We start from the raw sequence: 14924 nt of genomic DNA, 5'->3' as shown, positions 1-14924 counted from the left end.
CCTGCTGCTGGCTAGGGAAAGCTGAGCGCCATCTTTAGGGCAATCACGATCATCTTGGCCCCGACTGGTCAGGCGGGCTGGGCTCTCGGGCGTATGCCGTCAGTTGGGTCTGCCTCCCGACTGCGATGTAGATCCGGCGTTGGTCAGCGAGGCCCGAGGGCGTGAGCTTTGGCATCACACCGTCCCCGCCAACCCCAACAGAGCGGCACACATATGTAAAAGTCAAGGGATTGGAGCGAAATCTCGCAGCACTTTCACCACACAAGCATTGGCGCCAAGCCCCCAAACCAGCGAACACCAGAACGGTTCCATATTGGTTGGACTGCGGTGCGATCACTTGCTGCCATGGCCAAAACCATCACGCTCAAGAACCTGCCCGACGCACTCCATGCCCGGCTCGCCGCAGCGGCCAAGCGGCACCGGCGCAGCCTCAACAATGAAGCGATCGTTTGCCTGGAGGCCGGTCTGGGAGATGACCCCTTATCCGTAGAGCAGCAGCTGGGAGAGATCCGGGCGCTGCGCAACAGCCTGGCTCAGCACAGCTTTGATCCGGCCGAGATCGATGCCTTCAAGCGCGAGGGTCGGCCTTGATTGTTGTCGACACCAACGTGCTGGCCTATCTGCTGCTGCCGGGACCCAAAACATCCTTGGCAGAAGCTCTGTTGCTCGATCAACCCCGCTGGGCAGCGCCGCCGCTCTGGCGCAGTGAGTGGCGCAATGTGCTCACCACCTACTTGCGGCGTGACCTGCTCCAGCTCTCTGAGGCCGTGGCACTGATGCAACACGCAGAAGTGCTCCTCGCTGGGCAGGACGAACCCGTGGCTTCCGATCAGGTCTTGCAGCTGGCTAACAGCAGCCGCTGCAGTGCCTACGACTGCGAGTTTGTGGCCGCTGCGCTGCAGCTGGGGGTACCGCTAGTCACGGACGACCGCGCCGTTCTCGCGGCCTTCCCAGATGTGGCGAGACCCCTGGTTTAAGAGCTGGAGCGTGGGCCATGGCCAAGGGAGCCCACCAAGGCGGGCAAGGGGGGAAGCTGGTGACGGCCATCACCAGACTGGAGGCGCCGGAAGCCGAGCTCAAGGCCTTGCTGAAGCAGCTCAATGCCGCCGCCGGAACGGGCGGGGAGGAGCGACGGCCCTGGGCATAGCTAGAAAGAAGCCTGCAACCATCGGTCTGGGCATGGCCAAAGGAATCGCAATGCTCGGCTGGATCGACTACGTCGGTCTCACCCGCTGCCGAGCCGTGCCGCCAGACCAGATGGCCGCGCGGCGGGAGCACGGCCTGGGCTGGGCCGTTGCAGGCCAGGCCCTCACCCCCTTCAGCGAGATCGCCATCAACCCCTGGGGGCCGATCGCCGAGGTTCGGCAGGTGCCCGACCCCTCGACCCATGTGCACCTGCCGGCCTACGACGGTGCTGCCCCGTTCGACCTCACGCTCTGCGACTCGCTCAATTCCGATGGAAGCTCCTGGGACTGCTGCACCAGAGGCTTTGCGCGCAAAGCGCTCGCCGCCCTAGAGTCCGAGTTCGGGCTGCGATTCGTCGGGGCTTTCGAGCATGAGTTCACCCTCAGCGGCGGCACCATCACCCCAGGCGCACCCTTCACGGTGGAGGCCTTGCGGGTAGCACCCCGTTTCACAGCAGACCTCGCCGATGCCCTCAGCCAGGCCGGCCTGGAGCCAGAGACCGTGGAACCGGAGTACGGCTATCTCCAATACGAGGTGACCACAGCCCCGGCCATCGGCCTGGCGGCAGCCGACCGGGCGATCCTGACCCGCGAGGTGATCCGCGAGGTAGCCCGCTGGCATGGGCTGCGCGCCACGTTTTCGCCCAAACCCAGCCTCGATGGGGTCGGCAATGGGGCGCACCTGCACTTCAGCTTTGCCGATGGCGAAAGCCGCAACGTGAGCTTCGATGCGAGCACGCCCTCGCAGGCGAGCCCCTTTGTGCAGAGCTTCATTGCTGGCGTGATGGATCACATGCCGGCGTTGGTGGCCTACACCGCGCCGAGCCCGGTCTCCTACCTGCGGCTGGGCCCGCACCACTGGAGCTGCGGCTTCGCCAGCTTCGGCATCCAGAACCGCGAGGCCGCCATCCGCATCTGCCCCTCACCAGCCCGGGATCCCAAGCGCCAGGCCAGTGGCTTCAACCTGGAATACCGGCCGGCCGATGCCACCGCGAGCCCCTACATGATCATCGGCGCCCTTATCCAGGCCGGACTCTCGGGTGTACGCCGTCAGCTGCCTCTGCCTCCCTCGGAAGCTCTGAGCGCACTCGAAGCGGATGAGATCGCCAGCTCCTGGATGCCGCCGACCATGCGGCGCTCTTACGTGGACGTCAAGCGATTGGAGCAGAAACTGGCCGAGGAGAAAGTGCCTGAGGAGGTCTGCCGGCAGCACGCAGCCGTCTACTGAACAGCGGAGCAATCCAGCTTTGACAGGGGCCTATCAGCTCGTTCTATCGGTGGTGCTCACCGGGGAGTCGGCCCTCAGGGCAGGATTAATCTCAAACCGGGAAACGCTTGGCGATAGCGGCGCCCATCCCTGGTGAGCAGTCCCGTGGACTCCAGAAGGGCATGGGCACCGATCAGGCAATCCGGAAGGCGGCCCGATCAGACTCCGGGGCATAGATAGGCGCAGGTTTCGTCATGGCAAGGAAGGGCGGCTGGCAGGAATTCAGCAGCAACGCCGCAAGCACGGCCAGGCCCACCACGGGAGAGGCCGGCCCGGCGGGCGCACCCAGCCCAAAGGACCAGCAGCGGGTGCGGGTGCAGCGCACCAAGGTCGCCAAAGGCGGAAAACTGGTGACGGCGATCACCGGGCTGGGGGCACCGGAGGCCGAGCTCAAGACCCTGCTCAAACAGCTCAAGGCCGCCGCCGGCACCGGCGGCACCATCAAAGACGGCGTGATCGAGCTGCAGGGAGACCAGGTGGCTCCAGCTATCTCAGCCCTGGAGCAGGCCGGCTACCGGCCAAAGCAGGCGGGGGGCTGAAAGGCAAGCGCCACGAGGCTCAACCGAGGGACTTGCCGAGGGGCAAGCTCAGAAGCCCGCCTTGGTGAAATCGTCGCCGATGTAGCCAAGGGGCAATTGGTCACGCTCAGCCAGTGCCGCCGCAAAACAATCCCCGAAGTTGAGCTGGGCCGGATGGCCCTGGCCCTTGCCAAAACGCTTGAAGATGCCGAGAGCGCGCTCTGCCAGTTCCCCATCCACCGGCACCACATCAGGATCAATTAATTCCAGCAACGTCTGCATCGGTTCGAGCACACCACGGCAGTGCGCAACCAGCAGCAGCTCCTGCAGGGTGCCTGCGGACATGCGTATGACTTCAGCCCGCTCGAGCGTCTGCTGGTGTTGCTCCCACCCAGCTTCTCGCTGAAGAATTGCCAGTAGCAGCGAAGTATCCAGAATCACGACGGCAACCCCTGCTCGTCGTATAGCGAATCGGCATGGAAAGGTTTGGCGGTCTTGATGGCCTGTTCCTGAAGGACGGGTAACTCGGCACTGAGGCGCCTGCGCCGGCTCAAGCACCGCTGCCGCTGCAGCTCCAGCTCCAGGGCATCCCCCACAATCTCGGTCACGCCCCTACCCGTGAGCTGGCGCAGCTGCTCGAGCAGGGCGTCTACCCGGGGGCTCTTAATGCTGACAGCCATTGCAGAAACCGTTTCTTGATTCCAATTCTAGAATCAAAATCAAGTGCCCGGGCATCCGACAACAAAGCGCCTTCCAAGGACCTGGCGCGGGGCACAGGGGAGAATGCCCCCATCCGCCCCACCTCCCTGCGTCGATGTCCGCCGCTCCCACCACCCCCACCTACGGCGAGCTCACCAACCAGGGGGCCTCGACCAACATCGCCTGGCACCACACCACGGTGGATCGGGCCGCCCGGGCCGATCAGCGGGGCCATCGCAGCGCCATCCTCTGGTTCACGGGCCTGAGCGGCTCGGGCAAGAGCACCCTGGCCAACGCCGTGAACTCGGCCCTGTTTGAACAAGGTCTCAGCTGCTACGTGCTCGACGGCGACAACATCCGCCACGGCCTCTGCAAAGACCTGGGCTTCTCCGACGCCGCCAGGGAGGAAAACATTCGCCGCATCGGCGAGGTGAGCAAGCTTTTTCTAGATGCGGGGGTGGTGGTGCTCACCGCCTTCGTGTCGCCCTTCAAGGCCGACCGCGACCGCGCCCGGGCCCTGGTGGATGCCGGCGACTTCATCGAGATCCACTGCGCCGCCAACCTGGAGGTGTGCGAGCAGCGCGACACCAAGGGGCTCTACGCCAAGGCGCGGGCCGGCGAGATCCAGGAGTTCACGGGCATTTCCAGCCCCTACGAGGCCCCCGAGGCTCCGGAGCTGCAGCTAGACACCGGTTCCCAGAATCTGGGGGATTCGGTGGCCCAGGTGATCGGCTACCTGGAAGCCCAGGGGTTAATCAGCCCGGCGGCCTGAGCGCCTCCCCGGCCCGCAACTGCTCACCCCAGGCATCCAGAAAGGTTTTGGCGCAACTGGCCACCGGCACCGCCAGCAGCAGGCCCAGCAGATCCCCCAAACCCAGCAGGCTGCCCAGCCTGGCCCCCACCGGCAGGCTGATCAGCAGCCAGGCGGGCTCCAGGCCCACGATCCGGCCCATCAGGCGAGGCTGGATCACCTGGTCCACCACCTGTCCGACAGCGATGGCGGCCGCCAGCACCTCCAGGGCAGTGCGGGGATCGTCAAGGGCCAGCAACAGGCTCACCGCCACGATCGTGACGGCGCTGGCATAGGGGATCAGGGTGGTGAAGCCGATCGCCACCGCAAAGAGCGCGCCGTAGGGAATACCCAGCAGGGTGAAGACCAGGATCTGGGCCGCGCTGAGGATCAGGGCCAGCAGCACCTGGCCGGCGAAGTAGCCGCGGAAGGTGCGGTTCAAGGTGGCCACCACCAGCTCCCGCAAGCGAGAGGGCAGCCATTGGGCCAGGCCGGCACTGATGCCCTCACCGCCCAGCAGCAGAAACACCGCCAGCACGAGCACGATCACGGTGTTGACCGTGAGCCCCAAGGTGGCGCCCAGCAGGCCCAGCAGCTGCTGGCTCAACTGGCGGGCCAGCAGGCTGGTGCGGGTGAGCAGTTCGCTGCTGAGGTCGCCGAAATCGCTGGGCAGACCCCGCGAAGCCGCCCAGGCCTGGAGCTGTTGCAGCAGGGTTTCCCCCTGGGCCAACCAGGTGGGCAGGGCCGTGATCAGCTCGCCCAGCTGCTCAATCAGCCGCGGCAGCAGCCAAACCGCCGCCAGGGCCATCAGGCCCAGGCTGGCCCCCACCACCAGGCCATAGGCCAGCAGCCGCGGCAGGCCGCGGCCCATCAGCCAGCGGCTGGGCAGATCGAACAAAAAAGCGATCAAGGCCGCCGCCACAAACAGGGCCGGGAAGGGCGCCAGGGGCAGCAGCAGCTGGCGCAGCACCCAGAGGTTGAGCACCAGCAGGGGCAGGGCCAGGCCGGCCTTGAGCCAGGGGGGCAGAACGAGCCGTTCCAGCATCAGCCCATCTGCTCCAGATAGGCCCGGCTGCCGAGCTGCTGCAGGCGGGCGTCCTTGGCGCGCACCTGGCCATGGAGCCCGTCGCGATAATCCGAGATGGCCTGGGCCAGGCGCGGATCGGCGGTGGCGAGGATCTGGGCCGCCAGCAGGCCAGCGTTGAGGCCGTTGCCGATCGCCACGGTGGCCACCGGGATGCCGGCGGGCATCTGCACGATCGAGTGGAGTGAATCCACCCCCGACAACGCCCTGCTCTGCACCGGCACGCCGATCACCGGCAGGGTGGTGAGGGAGGCCAGCATCCCCGGCAAGTGGGCCGCCCCACCGGCACCGGCGATGATCACCTTGAAGCCCCGCTCGCGGGCCATCTGGGCAAATTCCACCATCTCCAGGGGAGTGCGATGGGCCGAGAGCACCCGCACCTCTACCGCCACTCCAAACTGCTCCAGCACCTGCACCGCCGGCTGCATGGTGGGCAGGTCTGAGTCGCTGCCCATCACCACGGCCACCCGCGGGGCGGCTGCAGTCCACGGGGTGTCAAAGGAGGAGAGCGCAACCACGCCACCGCAGGCAGAGAATGGCATTGTCCCTTCTGGCTGCTCCGGCGCCACTCCTGCCCATGCGCTGGCTCAGCAATGTGCGCCTGCCCCAGGCCAAACGCTGCAGCCACGGCGGCCAGCAGCGCTGGCGCATCGGCCTCGACGCCGACGACCTGATCAGCGTGGTGGAGCCCCTGGCGGCCGGCAGCAGCGCTGCCGGTGAGGACTGGGGCGGCGACTGGCTCAGCCCGGCCGGGGTGGATCTGCAGATCAACGGCGGCCTGGGCCTGGCCTTTCCGGAGCTCACGCCGGCCGATCTTCCGCAACTGGAGAAGCTGCTGGAGCTGCTCTGGCGCGACGGCGTCGAAGCGATCTGCCCCACCCTGGTGACCTGCGGTGTTGCACCCCTGCGCCAGTCCCTGGCCGTGCTCGCCGAGGCGCGGGCAGCCCACCAACCGGGCCGCTGCCAGCTGCTGGGCGCCCACCTGGAGGGCCCCTTCCTGGAGCCAACGCGGCGCGGCGCCCATCCTGCCCAGCACCTGGCCGCACCGAGCCTGGCTGCCCTGGCCGAGCGGATCGAAGGCTTCGAAGACGACATCGACCTGGTGACCCTCGCCCCGGAACTGGAGGGGGCCGGCGCCGTGATCACTGCCCTGGCCGAGCGTGGAATCGTGGTGAGCCTGGGCCATAGCGCGGCCACGGAAGTCCAGACCCACGCCGCCTTCGCTGCCGGCGTGAGCATGCTCACCCACGCCTTTAATGCCATGCCTGACATGCACCGGCGCGCGCCAGGGCCGGTGGCGGCTGCCGCCCTGCGAGGGGACGTTGCCATCGGCCTGATCGCCGATGGGGTGCACGTGGAGCCCACGATGGCGGTGCTGCTGCAGCGGCTGGCTCCAGAGCAGCTGGTGCTGGTGAGCGATGCCCTGGCCCCCTACGGCCTCGGCGAAGGCCAGCACCGCTGGGATGAGCGCCTGCTGATCGTGGCCGACGGCAGCTGCCGGCTTGCGGACGGCACCCTGGCCGGCGTCACCCTGCCGCTGCTGGAAGGGGTGCGGCGCCTGGCCAGCTGGGGCGTGCGACCCGAGCAGGCGATCGCCGCGGCCACGATCACGCCCCGGCGGGTGCTGGGGGAAGACCGCAGCCTGCCCCAAATGCTGGTGGGTACCCCCCTGGTGGAGACCCTGCGCTGGAACGCGTCAGCCGACGCGCTCAGCTGGCAGCGGGCTCCAGGCTGAAGCCAAGCTCGGCAAACTGGGAGCCAATCTGGAGGAGGTATGCCCGCTTCATCCTGCCGATCCTGGGGGGTGGGCATGATCGGGAGCACGGGGTCCCCTACGCCGCCCTGGGCACTGCGCCGGCTGGCAGCTTCCCCTTCCCCGGCAGTCCCAAGGGACTCCCTTACCCCTATTTGGCCATCCACGACGTGTGCCATGTGATCGGCGGCGAACAGCAAGTTCTGGGCTTCACGATGGCCCCTGTTGCAGTTCCAGATGGGCATCGCCGATCCCCGCCCCCTGGCCGACGTGCGGCGCGATCTGAATGTGCTGAAGGCCAGCAGCGAAACTCCATAAACTAGATCACAAACCAGGTTGCAGCTGCCATGGATCACTCCGTCGGCGCCTTTGAAGCCAAGGCCCAGCTCTCGCGGTTGCTGCGGGCCGTGGAGCAGGGCGAACAGTTCACGATCACCGTGCGGGGGCGCCCCGTGGCCGATCTGGTGCCCCACCGCGCCGCATCCCGTGAAGGCCTGGCCGCAACCATCGCCGCTCTGCAGGCCTTCCCGCGCATTCGCCAAGCCAGCGATGCGGATGTGGCCAGCTTCGTGGCAGAGGGCCGGCGTTGACCCTCGTGCTCGACGCCTCCATGGCCCTGGCCTGGGTGTTTGAACGCCAGCAGGCCGAGGACGCAGCCCGCGCCAGCCAGCTGCTGGCGACCTGCGGTGAAGAGCCCTGGTGGGTCCCTGGTCTCTGGCAGCTGGAGGTCGCCAATGCCCTGTTGGTGGCCGAGCGGCGCGGCTTGATTGAGCCGGAGGCGAGCGATCTGTTTCGGGCCCGCCTGGCCAGCTTGCCGATCAGCTGCGACGACGACACGGCGCAGGAGCGCCAGTCCAGGCTGGTTGCCCTGGCCCGCTGCCACGGACTCTCCAGCTACGACGCCACCTATCTCGAACTCGCCCAGCGCCTGGGAGCCCATTTGGCCAGCTTCGATCGCCGGCTCAACCAGGCAGCAGCTGCGGTGGGGGTTGCATTGGTTCCATGAAAACTGATGGCCTCGGGAGGGCCTGAGCCTGCCGCCAACGGCGCTCCCTAGGATCCGGCCCATTCCGAGGCCCATTGCCGCGCTCGATGCCTTTCGAGCGCTGGAACCGCATCTACAGCACCTCCGACGACGTCAACAAGGTGCAGCGCAACATCCGCATCGGCCACAAGAAGACCGTTGACAACGTGCTGGCCTGGCTGCAGGAGCAGGGCAACCTGACGGAGCGCAGCTTCTGTGATGCCGGCTGCGGCGTCGGCAACCTGGCGATCCCCCTGACCCAGCCACGAGCAGCTGCTGTTCTCGGCCTCCGACCTGGAGAGCCTCGGGGGTCGCTACGACACGGTGATCTGCCTGAATGTGTTTATCCACTTTTCACGCCTGGTCAGCTTCGAGCGGTCAATGCTGCAGGCCAACCAGCCCCCTGATCCGATGCCAGACTCTTGCTTGGCAGAGGGCACCGGGCAAAAGCGCGATGAACGAAATTCTTTTTGTCGTGGAAGAAGCCGAAGATGGGTCATTCCGAGCCCACGCCGTTGGCAGTTCGATTCACACCGAGGCGGAGGATTTGGAGCAGCTGCATCAAGAGATCCGTGATGCCGTGCACTGCCACTTTGAGGAGGGTGATGCGCCCCCGTTGATACGGCTTCATCACGTGCGCCAGGAACTGCTGGCCCTGTGAAGATCCCCCGTGATCTCGATGGTGCAGAACTGGCGCGGCGGTTAGCACGATTTGGCTATGCCGAACCGGGCAGCAACACCTCACCATCCCCGCCCATAAACCTTTGCGTCTGGGCACACTCCGGCAGATCCTCGAGGACGTGGCCAATCAAGTTGGCACCAAACTGGACGCGCTGATCCAAGCGCTGGATGCCTGAGCGGCTCAGGCTGAGCGCCCCACCCGGAAGGTGAGGTTGAGGAGAGCCTGCTGCTGCAACCTCATCTGGGCAGGGGGTTCCATCAACAGCAGATCGCCGTCGCGCAACGGGATGCTGAACGGGGGGCGCAACCGCTGCCGCCACCGGCGCTCCCTAGGATCCGCCCCATCCCGAGGCCCTGTGCCGCGCTCGATGCCCACCGCCGCCAAAACAGCAGCCGAAACAGCAGACGAAAAAGCCGAGGTGAAGGGCTACTTCGAAACCACTGGCTTCGATCGCTGGAACCGCATCTACAGCTCCTCCGACGACGTCAACAAGGTGCAGCGCAACATCCGCATCGGCCACCAAAAGACCGTTGACAACGTGCTGGCCTGGCTGCAGGAGCAGGGCAATCTGGAGCAGCGCAGCTTCTGTGACGCCGGCTGCGGCGTCGGCAGCCTGACGCTGCCTTTGGCCCAGCTGGGCGCTGGCTCAATCGCCGCCTCCGACCTCTCCGCTGCGATGGTGCAAGAGGCCGAGCGCCGCGCTGGTGAGCTGGGCGTCAAGCCCGGCCAGATTAGCTTTCTGGCCTCGGATCTGGAGAGCCTGGAGGGTCGCTACGACACGGTGATCTGCCTGGATGTGTTCATCCACTACCCCCAGCAGCCCGCCGAGGACATGGTGCGCCACCTGGCTTCGATGGCGGAGCGGCACCTGATCGTGAGCTTTGCCCCCTACACGCCGCTGCTGGCGCTGCTCAAGGGCATCGGCCAGCTGTTCCCCGGCCCCAGCAAGACCACCCGGGCCTACACCCTGCGCGAGGACGGCATTGTGGCCGCCGCCGAGGCCGCCGGCTTCGTGCTCAGGCGCCGCAGCCTCAACCAGGCTCCCTTCTACTTCTCCAGGCTGCTCTCCTTTGAGAAGCGCTGAGGAAAAACTGGGGGTGACTATGCCAGTCGATACCGATGTCGAGAAGCTGATCGCGGCCCTTGCCGAGGCGGTGATCAGCCACGCCGATGAGCTCACTGCGCTGGATCGGGCGATCGGGGATGGCGACCATGGCCTCAACATGCGACGCGGCTTCGAAGCCGTGCTCAAGCAACTGCCATCCCTGGCGGGCCAACCTCTGCCTGAGGCCCTCAAGGCCGTGGGGATGACCCTGGTGATGACGGTGGGCGGTGCTTCTGGACCGCTCTATGGAACCCTCTTCCTCCAATTGGGCAAGGAGCTGCCGGCCGGAGCGAATCGCCAGGAGCTCTGCACCGCCTTGGCCGCGGCCCTCACCGCCTTGAAACTCCGCGGCAAATCCGAGCGGGGCCAAAAAACGATGATCGATGCGCTGGAACCCGCCCTAGAGGCCTTCCAGCAGGGGAAGGACCCTGTGGCTGCGGCCCTCAATGCGGCAGAAGCCACGATCCCGATGCAGGCCCAGCGCGGCAGGGCTGCCTTCCTAGGGGAGCGCTCAATCGGTCACATGGATCCCGGAGCCCGTTCCAGTGCGCTGCTGATCGCGGCCGCCGCCGCGGTAGGAGCCCAGCAGCCATGAACCCAGCTGCCCCCCTTGAGGATCAGCTCAGTCCCGTCGGCATTGTGGTGGTGTCCCATTCCGCCGACGTGGCCCGGGGCACCGCCGCGATCGTGGAACAGATGGTGGGCACCTCGGTGCCCCTGGCCTGGTGTGGGGGTGACCCCAGCGGCGGGTTGGGCACCGACGTGTCAGCGATCCTCACCGCAATCGAGACGGCCTGGTCGGAACGGGGGGTGGCGATCCTGGCCGACCTGGGCGGGGCGGAACTCAACAGCGCCATGGCCATCGAGCTGCTGCCTCCAGAGCGCCAATCTCGGGTGGTGGTCTGTCGGGCGGCGATCGTGGAGGGGGCCTTGGTGGCGGCCACCGAAGCCTCCTGCGGCTCGAGCCTCGAGCAGGTGCGCGACAGCGCGGAAGCCTGGCAACCATGACCCTCACCCGCACGGTGCGTCTGAGCGCAGACAACGGTCTCCATGCCCGCCCGGCAGTGAGGGTCACCCAGCTCGTGCGCAGCTTTTGCAGTGCGGTGGAGATCAGCCTGGATGCCGCCGGTCCCTGGATTGATGCGGGCAGCATCGTGAAGCTGATGGCCGCCCGCCTGCTGCCCGGGAGCCTGGTGCATCTGCGGGCGACGGGAACGGATGCGGAAGCGGCTCTCGCCGCCCTGGTGAGCCTGCTGGAGGATGGGCCAAGCGATGGAGAAAAGCCAAGCAATCCCAGTGGCCACTGAAATGCCAGTGGCCACTGAGCGGAAGGGCCAGTCGGCCGCCCCAGGGCTGGCCCTGGCCCCCCTGGAGGAGCTCCTGCCAACACTCTCTCCAGGCTCCCCAGCACAAGAAACCAAGGCAGATCCGGATGCCGAGCGCTCCCGCCTCGAACAGGCCATCAGGGCGGCGATCGGGGGGCTCAACGCCCTGGTGGCACAAGCAGATTCCGAAGCAGGAGAGATCCTGGCCTTTCAGGTGGCGATGCTGGAGGACCCCAACCTGGCCGAACCCGCCTGGCAGGCCATTGCGACAGGCAGCCCGGCCGGCAGCGCCTGGACGTTGGCCACCGCCCCCCTGATTGCCGACTTCGAAGGGTCTGGGGATGCCCTGTTCGCCTCCAGGGCCAGTGATCTATGCGATCTGCGCGACCGGGTACTGGCAGAACTGAACGGCACCCCAGCCGGCCCGCTTAAGCAGCAGCCTGGCGCGACCGTGCTCCTGGCCGATGACCTCAGCCCCTCTCAGTTTCTGAGCTGGACCTGGCATCCCGGCTCAGCCATTGCCCTGCGCCGGGGCAGTGCCGCCAGCCATCTGGCCCTGCTGGCCCGCTCGCGGGGGATTCCCATGGTGGTTGGGCTGGGTCCTCTCGATGCCGCCGGCCATCAACTGGCCCTGGTGGATGGCGATAGCGGCCGCGTTGTGCTCAGCCCGGATCCTGTAGAGCAAGCGCGCATGGCCCATGCCCCAAAGGGCCCGGCGAGCTTGTCAGCGGGGGATCCCTACGTGATGGGACCTGCCCGGACGGGCGATGGCGTCGCAATCAACCTGCAGCTCAACATCAACGGCGTGGAAGAGCTGGCTGGCCTGAATCCGGGCTGCTGCGACGGCATCGGGCTGGTGCGCAGCGAATTTCTGTTCAGCCAGGGGCTGCCCAGGGAAGACCAGCAGTTCCAGGCCTACCGGCGGATCCTGGAGTGGGCCAATGGCCGGTCGGTGACGATCCGCACCCTCGATGCCGGCGGCGACAAACCCATTCCAGGGCTGTCCCTTCCCGAGGAGGCGAACCCGTTCCTCGGCTGCCGGGGCCTGCGCTTCTCCCTCGCCCATCCCGCCCTGTTTGAGGTGCAACTGAGGGCCCTGGCCCGGGCGGCCTGCGAAGGAGACCTGCGCATCCTGTTGCCAATGGTGACCCTGCCGGCCGAATTGGACGCGGCCAGCGCCCTGCTGGATAAAGCCGTTGCTGACCTGCGGTCCGAGGGGCTGCCTGCCAGCCGGCCACCGCTCGGGGTGATGGTGGAAGTGCCGGCCGTGGCGATCAAGCCGGAGTTGTTCAGCAGCGCCGCCTTCTTCTCGATCGGCAGCAACGACCTCACCCAGTACGTGATGGCTGCAGCCCGCGACAACACCAGCGTGAGCTCCCTGCACGACTGCGCCCATCCCGCTGTGACCGTCTTGATCGAGCAGGTGGTGCAAGCCGGCGCCAGCCTGGGAATTCCGGTGAGCCTCTGTGGCGACATGGCGGGCGATCCCAACCACCTGGCCGCCCTGCTGAACGCAGGCTTGCGCCGGCTATCGGTGGCGCCAGCCTGGCTGGGTACCACCAAACGCCACCTGGCCCAACTGAGCTGTGGCAGGAGCTGAGCTGAGCCCACACACTGAACTGAACCCAAACCGACCTTGGCGCTTTGAAGAAGTTCCTCAACAGCCCGGAAACGCTGCTGGCCGAGAGCCTTGCCGGGTTGGCCGGCGCCCATAGCGACATCCTGAAGCTGGGGCCCGACGGGCGTTACGTGTGTCGGCGGCAGCCGGTGGCGGGCAAGGTGGCGCTGATCTCCGGCGGCGGGGCTGGCCATGAACCGCTCCATGCCGGCTTCGTGGGTCTGGGGATGCTCGACGCCGCCTGTCCAGGGCAGGTCTTCACCTCCCCCACGCCAGACCAAATGCTGGCGGCCATAGCGGCAGTAGATGGGGGCGCCGGCGTGCTGTTCATCGTCAAGAACTACGCCGGCGACGTGATGAATTTCGAGATGGCCGCTGAGATGGCCGCTGCGGGCTCCGGGCCAGAGATCTTGACCGTGCTCACCAACGACGATGTGGCCGTGGAGGAGTCGACCTGGTCGAGCGGCAGGCGGGGCGTAGCCGGCACCCTGGTCGTCGAGAAGCTGCTGGGGGCTGCAGCGGAACAGGGGATGGGGCTGGCGGATCTCAAAGCCCTGGGAGACCGCACCAACAGCCTCACCCGCACGATGGGCGTGGCCCTGAGCAGCTGCACCGTGCCAGCCGCAGGCACACCCACCTTCAACCTGGGCGAAGCGGAAATCGAAATGGGCGTGGGCATCCACGGCGAGCCAGGCCGGCGGCGGCAGGCCTTCACCAGTGCCGATGCCATCACCGACGAACTCCTGCATGCCATCTGCGACGATCTGGGCGCCGCCGGCCTGGAACCGGGCGACATCCTGCTGTTCATCAACGGCTTTGGCGGCACGCCGCTGATGGAGTTGCACCTGCTCTACAACGCAGCCCGGCACAGGCTCGAGCAAAGAGGTTTCCGAGTGCAGCGCTCCCTGGTGGGCTCCTACGTGACCTCCCTGGAAATGGCCGGGGCCTCGATCACGGTCTCCCTGCTCGATGGGCAGGCCCTACGCCTCTGGGATTCCCCGGTGCACACCGCAGCCCTCCGCTGGGGATGCTGAGCTGGCGGTTCGGCGCACCACCCGAAACGTCAGATTGAGGCGCTCCTGCTGCAGCCGCAGCCGCCGGGGCAGGGCGTGCTGCCACCACAGCTGGGTGGGGGGATCCATCAGCAGCAGGTCGCCATGGGCCAGCTCCAGGTTGAAGGGCTTGCCGGGGGCTCCGGAGAGGAGGCCAGAGAGGGCATTGGCGGGGCTGGGCCTTGGCCGCAGGCGGAAATCACGGGCTGCGCCAAGGCTGAGGGAGGCGATCGGCGCAGCGGGATCGAGTTCGGGCTCGTCGTCAGCGTGCCAGCCCATGGCATCGCGGCCGTCGCGGTAGCGATTGAGCAGCAGGGAGTTGAAGCGCCAGCCGGTGAGCTGCTCGAGCGCCAGGCGCAACTCAGCGGTGGCCGGCGACCAGGGCTCGATCACATTGCTCAGCCCGCTGTAGCGGTAGCCACAGCCGGGATCGGCCATCCAGCAGGTGAGCCGCGGCAACGGATGGCGGCGGCCGAAAAGCGTGATCGCCTCCTGCTTCCAGGGCACCTCGGCCTGCAGCGCCGCGAGCAGCTCGGCCGCTCGGGCCGGGGGCAGCCAGGCCGGCCAGTGGCGCAGCCGCAGGCCCGGGCCCTCCAATTCAGCCATCGACTGCCCCCCGCAGGGCCTCGGGCAACGGTGCCTCCAGCTCGAGCAGGCCGCCAGCGGGGCAGGCCAACCGCAGCTGGTGGGCATGCAGGCAGTACCCCCCATCCCCCGGCAGGGCCTGATCACTGACTGCCCCACCGGCCAGATAGAGCGGATCGCCCAGCAGCGGCGCCCCGGCGGCGGCGGTGTGGATACGGATCTGGTGGGGCCGGCCCGT

The 14924-nt window shown here is 67.1% G+C and carries 22 protein-coding genes and 2 pseudogenes; 17 read left to right on the top strand and 7 right to left on the bottom strand.

Translation table 11 applies throughout. The annotated features are described in order from the left end of the window. Positions 1 to 345 precede the first annotated feature (345 nt). The 5 genes from KBZ15_RS06760 (at position 346) to KBZ15_RS06740 (ending at position 2990) form a co-directional block, all read left to right on the top strand. A complete protein-coding gene (locus KBZ15_RS06760; RefSeq protein ID WP_255014429.1) occupies positions 346 to 591 on the top strand; it encodes a FitA-like ribbon-helix-helix domain-containing protein in 246 nt (81 codons plus the stop codon). Beyond that, a complete protein-coding gene (locus KBZ15_RS06755) occupies positions 588 to 977 on the top strand; it encodes a type II toxin-antitoxin system VapC family toxin (RefSeq protein ID WP_255014428.1) in 390 nt (129 codons plus the stop codon). Before KBZ15_RS06760 ends, KBZ15_RS06755 begins: the two co-directional genes overlap by 4 nt. Positions 978 to 994: 17 nt before the next feature. After that, positions 995 to 1147: a hypothetical protein gene (locus tag KBZ15_RS06750; RefSeq protein ID WP_255014427.1), complete on the top strand. Its 153-nt coding sequence runs from the start codon at positions 995 to 997 to the stop codon at positions 1145 to 1147. 32 nt (positions 1148 to 1179) lie between these two features. Further along, positions 1180 to 2412 carry a glutamine synthetase family protein gene (locus tag KBZ15_RS06745; RefSeq protein ID WP_255014426.1) on the top strand — a complete coding sequence of 411 codons (1233 nt, stop codon included), beginning with the start codon at positions 1180 to 1182 and terminating at the stop codon, positions 2410 to 2412. Positions 2413 to 2645: 233 nt separating this feature from the next. Next, on the top strand, positions 2646 to 2990 hold the full coding sequence (locus tag KBZ15_RS06740) for a translation initiation factor (protein ID WP_255014424.1): 345 nt from the start codon (positions 2646 to 2648) through the stop codon (positions 2988 to 2990). A gap of 48 nt (positions 2991 to 3038) precedes the next feature. Here KBZ15_RS06740 and KBZ15_RS06735 read toward each other — a convergent pair whose 3' ends face one another. Beyond that, positions 3039 to 3410 carry a type II toxin-antitoxin system VapC family toxin gene (locus KBZ15_RS06735; RefSeq protein ID WP_255014423.1) on the bottom strand — a complete coding sequence of 124 codons (372 nt, stop codon included), beginning with the start codon at positions 3408 to 3410 and terminating at the stop codon, positions 3039 to 3041. After that, a complete protein-coding gene (locus tag KBZ15_RS06730) occupies positions 3407 to 3649 on the bottom strand; it encodes a type II toxin-antitoxin system VapB family antitoxin (RefSeq protein ID WP_255014422.1) in 243 nt (80 codons plus the stop codon). Before KBZ15_RS06730 ends, KBZ15_RS06735 begins: the two co-directional genes overlap by 4 nt. Positions 3650 to 3783: 134 nt before the next feature. On the opposite strand from KBZ15_RS06730, the gene cysC reads away from it, so the two are divergent. Next, positions 3784 to 4440: an adenylyl-sulfate kinase gene (gene cysC / locus KBZ15_RS06725; protein ID WP_255014421.1), complete on the top strand. Its 657-nt coding sequence runs from the start codon at positions 3784 to 3786 to the stop codon at positions 4438 to 4440. Here cysC and KBZ15_RS06720 read toward each other — a convergent pair. Together KBZ15_RS06720 and purE are read right to left on the bottom strand one after the other, a co-directional pair. Further along, the gene (locus KBZ15_RS06720) at positions 4424 to 5503 is read right to left on the bottom strand and encodes an AI-2E family transporter (protein WP_255014419.1); all 1080 of its coding nucleotides are present in this window, start codon (positions 5501 to 5503) and stop codon (positions 4424 to 4426) included. The genes cysC and KBZ15_RS06720 overlap by 17 nt on opposite strands. Next, positions 5503 to 6009 carry a 5-(carboxyamino)imidazole ribonucleotide mutase gene (gene purE / locus KBZ15_RS06715; protein ID WP_255014433.1) on the bottom strand — a complete coding sequence of 169 codons (507 nt, stop codon included), beginning with the start codon at positions 6007 to 6009 and terminating at the stop codon, positions 5503 to 5505. The genes KBZ15_RS06720 and purE overlap by 1 nt, the downstream gene beginning before the upstream one ends. Before the next feature lie 110 nt (positions 6010 to 6119). Between purE and KBZ15_RS06710 the strand changes: the two genes are divergently transcribed. The 5 genes and pseudogenes from KBZ15_RS06710 to KBZ15_RS06690 all read left to right on the top strand — a co-directional run bounded on the left by KBZ15_RS06710 (position 6120) and on the right by KBZ15_RS06690 (position 8980). Next, a complete protein-coding gene (locus tag KBZ15_RS06710) occupies positions 6120 to 7277 on the top strand; it encodes an N-acetylglucosamine-6-phosphate deacetylase (protein WP_255014418.1) in 1158 nt (385 codons plus the stop codon). Between the two features lie 365 nt (positions 7278 to 7642). After that, on the top strand, positions 7643 to 7885 hold the full coding sequence (locus KBZ15_RS06705) for a type II toxin-antitoxin system Phd/YefM family antitoxin (protein WP_255014417.1): 243 nt from the start codon (positions 7643 to 7645) through the stop codon (positions 7883 to 7885). A gap of 5 nt (positions 7886 to 7890) precedes the next feature. Beyond that, positions 7891 to 8301 (top strand): type II toxin-antitoxin system VapC family toxin, encoded by a 411-nt coding sequence (locus KBZ15_RS06700; RefSeq protein ID WP_255014431.1) that lies wholly within the window; start codon positions 7891 to 7893, stop codon positions 8299 to 8301. Positions 8302 to 8387: 86 nt separating this feature from the next. After that, positions 8388 to 8673 (top strand): annotated as a pseudogene (locus KBZ15_RS06695) (magnesium protoporphyrin IX methyltransferase); the annotation flags it as partial. A gap of 100 nt (positions 8674 to 8773) precedes the next feature. Next, positions 8774 to 8980: a 2-oxoisovalerate dehydrogenase gene (locus KBZ15_RS06690; RefSeq protein ID WP_255014415.1), complete on the top strand. Its 207-nt coding sequence runs from the start codon at positions 8774 to 8776 to the stop codon at positions 8978 to 8980. Between the two features lie 201 nt (positions 8981 to 9181). Here the strand turns inward: KBZ15_RS06690 and KBZ15_RS06685 are convergent, their stop codons facing one another. Next, a complete protein-coding gene (locus KBZ15_RS06685; RefSeq protein WP_255014413.1) occupies positions 9182 to 9376 on the bottom strand; it encodes an alpha-ketoglutarate-dependent dioxygenase AlkB in 195 nt (64 codons plus the stop codon). Between KBZ15_RS06685 and bchM the strand changes: the two genes are divergently transcribed. Genes bchM through dhaK form a run of 6 tightly spaced genes read left to right on the top strand, consistent with a single transcriptional unit; the run spans position 9369 to position 14083 of the window. Continuing rightward, positions 9369 to 10085 carry a magnesium protoporphyrin IX methyltransferase gene (gene bchM / locus KBZ15_RS06680; protein WP_255014411.1) on the top strand — a complete coding sequence of 239 codons (717 nt, stop codon included), beginning with the start codon at positions 9369 to 9371 and terminating at the stop codon, positions 10083 to 10085. The genes KBZ15_RS06685 and bchM overlap by 8 nt on opposite strands. A 19-nt stretch (positions 10086 to 10104) precedes the next feature. After that, positions 10105 to 10701 (top strand): dihydroxyacetone kinase subunit DhaL, encoded by a 597-nt coding sequence (dhaL, locus tag KBZ15_RS06675; protein WP_255014409.1) that lies wholly within the window; start codon positions 10105 to 10107, stop codon positions 10699 to 10701. After that, entirely contained in the window at positions 10698 to 11114 is a 417-nt protein-coding gene (gene dhaM / locus KBZ15_RS06670) for a dihydroxyacetone kinase phosphoryl donor subunit DhaM (RefSeq protein WP_255014407.1), read from the top strand. Before dhaL ends, dhaM begins: the two co-directional genes overlap by 4 nt. Next, positions 11111 to 11413, top strand: a complete 303-nt coding sequence (locus KBZ15_RS06665) for an HPr family phosphocarrier protein (RefSeq protein ID WP_255014404.1) — start codon at positions 11111 to 11113, stop codon at positions 11411 to 11413. Before dhaM ends, KBZ15_RS06665 begins: the two co-directional genes overlap by 4 nt. Before the next feature lie 7 nt (positions 11414 to 11420). Next, positions 11421 to 13031 (top strand): putative PEP-binding protein, encoded by a 1611-nt coding sequence (locus KBZ15_RS06660; protein ID WP_255014402.1) that lies wholly within the window; start codon positions 11421 to 11423, stop codon positions 13029 to 13031. Between the two features lie 44 nt (positions 13032 to 13075). Beyond that, entirely contained in the window at positions 13076 to 14083 is a 1008-nt protein-coding gene (gene dhaK / locus KBZ15_RS06655) for a dihydroxyacetone kinase subunit DhaK (protein WP_255014400.1), read from the top strand. Here the strand turns inward: dhaK and KBZ15_RS06650 are convergent. Together KBZ15_RS06650 and KBZ15_RS06645 are read right to left on the bottom strand one after the other, a co-directional pair. Next, positions 14030 to 14707, bottom strand: a complete 678-nt coding sequence (locus KBZ15_RS06650; RefSeq protein WP_255014398.1) for an alpha-ketoglutarate-dependent dioxygenase AlkB — start codon at positions 14705 to 14707, stop codon at positions 14030 to 14032. The two genes, dhaK and KBZ15_RS06650, sit on opposite strands and share 54 nt — an antisense overlap. Next, a pseudogene (locus KBZ15_RS06645) lies at positions 14700 to 14924 on the bottom strand (RNA pseudouridine synthase); the annotation flags it as partial. The pseudogene KBZ15_RS06645 and the gene KBZ15_RS06650, both read right to left, overlap by 8 nt.

Source organism: Cyanobium sp. BA20m-p-22, from assembly GCF_024346275.1.
GTDB lineage: Bacteria > Cyanobacteriota > Cyanobacteriia > PCC-6307 > Cyanobiaceae > Cyanobium_A.
Note: the sequence above shows the minus strand (reverse complement) of the source record. Positions and strands in the feature narration are given on the sequence as shown.

What these genes read in the sequence shown, in the direction of transcription:
- KBZ15_RS06760 (WP_255014429.1), top strand. Translation starts at nt 346, where the DNA reads ATGGCCAAAACCATCACGCTCAAGAACCTGCCCGACGCACTCCATGCC.
- KBZ15_RS06750 (WP_255014427.1), top strand. Translation starts at nt 995, where the DNA reads ATGGCCAAGGGAGCCCACCAAGGCGGGCAAGGGGGGAAGCTGGTGACG.
- KBZ15_RS06745 (WP_255014426.1), top strand. Translation starts at nt 1,180, where the DNA reads ATGGCCAAAGGAATCGCAATGCTCGGCTGGATCGACTACGTCGGTCTC.
- KBZ15_RS06740 (WP_255014424.1), top strand. Translation starts at nt 2,646, where the DNA reads ATGGCAAGGAAGGGCGGCTGGCAGGAATTCAGCAGCAACGCCGCAAGC.
- KBZ15_RS06730 (WP_255014422.1), bottom strand. Translation starts at nt 3,649, where the DNA reads ATGGCTGTCAGCATTAAGAGCCCCCGGGTAGACGCCCTGCTCGAGCAG.
- cysC (WP_255014421.1), top strand. Translation starts at nt 3,784, where the DNA reads ATGTCCGCCGCTCCCACCACCCCCACCTACGGCGAGCTCACCAACCAG.
- KBZ15_RS06720 (WP_255014419.1), bottom strand. Translation starts at nt 5,503, where the DNA reads ATGCTGGAACGGCTCGTTCTGCCCCCCTGGCTCAAGGCCGGCCTGGCC.
- KBZ15_RS06710 (WP_255014418.1), top strand. Translation starts at nt 6,120, where the DNA reads ATGCGCTGGCTCAGCAATGTGCGCCTGCCCCAGGCCAAACGCTGCAGC.
- KBZ15_RS06705 (WP_255014417.1), top strand. Translation starts at nt 7,643, where the DNA reads ATGGATCACTCCGTCGGCGCCTTTGAAGCCAAGGCCCAGCTCTCGCGG.
- KBZ15_RS06690 (WP_255014415.1), top strand. Translation starts at nt 8,774, where the DNA reads ATGAACGAAATTCTTTTTGTCGTGGAAGAAGCCGAAGATGGGTCATTC.
- bchM (WP_255014411.1), top strand. Translation starts at nt 9,369, where the DNA reads ATGCCCACCGCCGCCAAAACAGCAGCCGAAACAGCAGACGAAAAAGCC.
- dhaL (WP_255014409.1), top strand. Translation starts at nt 10,105, where the DNA reads ATGCCAGTCGATACCGATGTCGAGAAGCTGATCGCGGCCCTTGCCGAG.
- dhaM (WP_255014407.1), top strand. Translation starts at nt 10,698, where the DNA reads ATGAACCCAGCTGCCCCCCTTGAGGATCAGCTCAGTCCCGTCGGCATT.
- KBZ15_RS06665 (WP_255014404.1), top strand. Translation starts at nt 11,111, where the DNA reads ATGACCCTCACCCGCACGGTGCGTCTGAGCGCAGACAACGGTCTCCAT.
- KBZ15_RS06650 (WP_255014398.1), bottom strand. Translation starts at nt 14,707, where the DNA reads ATGGCTGAATTGGAGGGCCCGGGCCTGCGGCTGCGCCACTGGCCGGCC.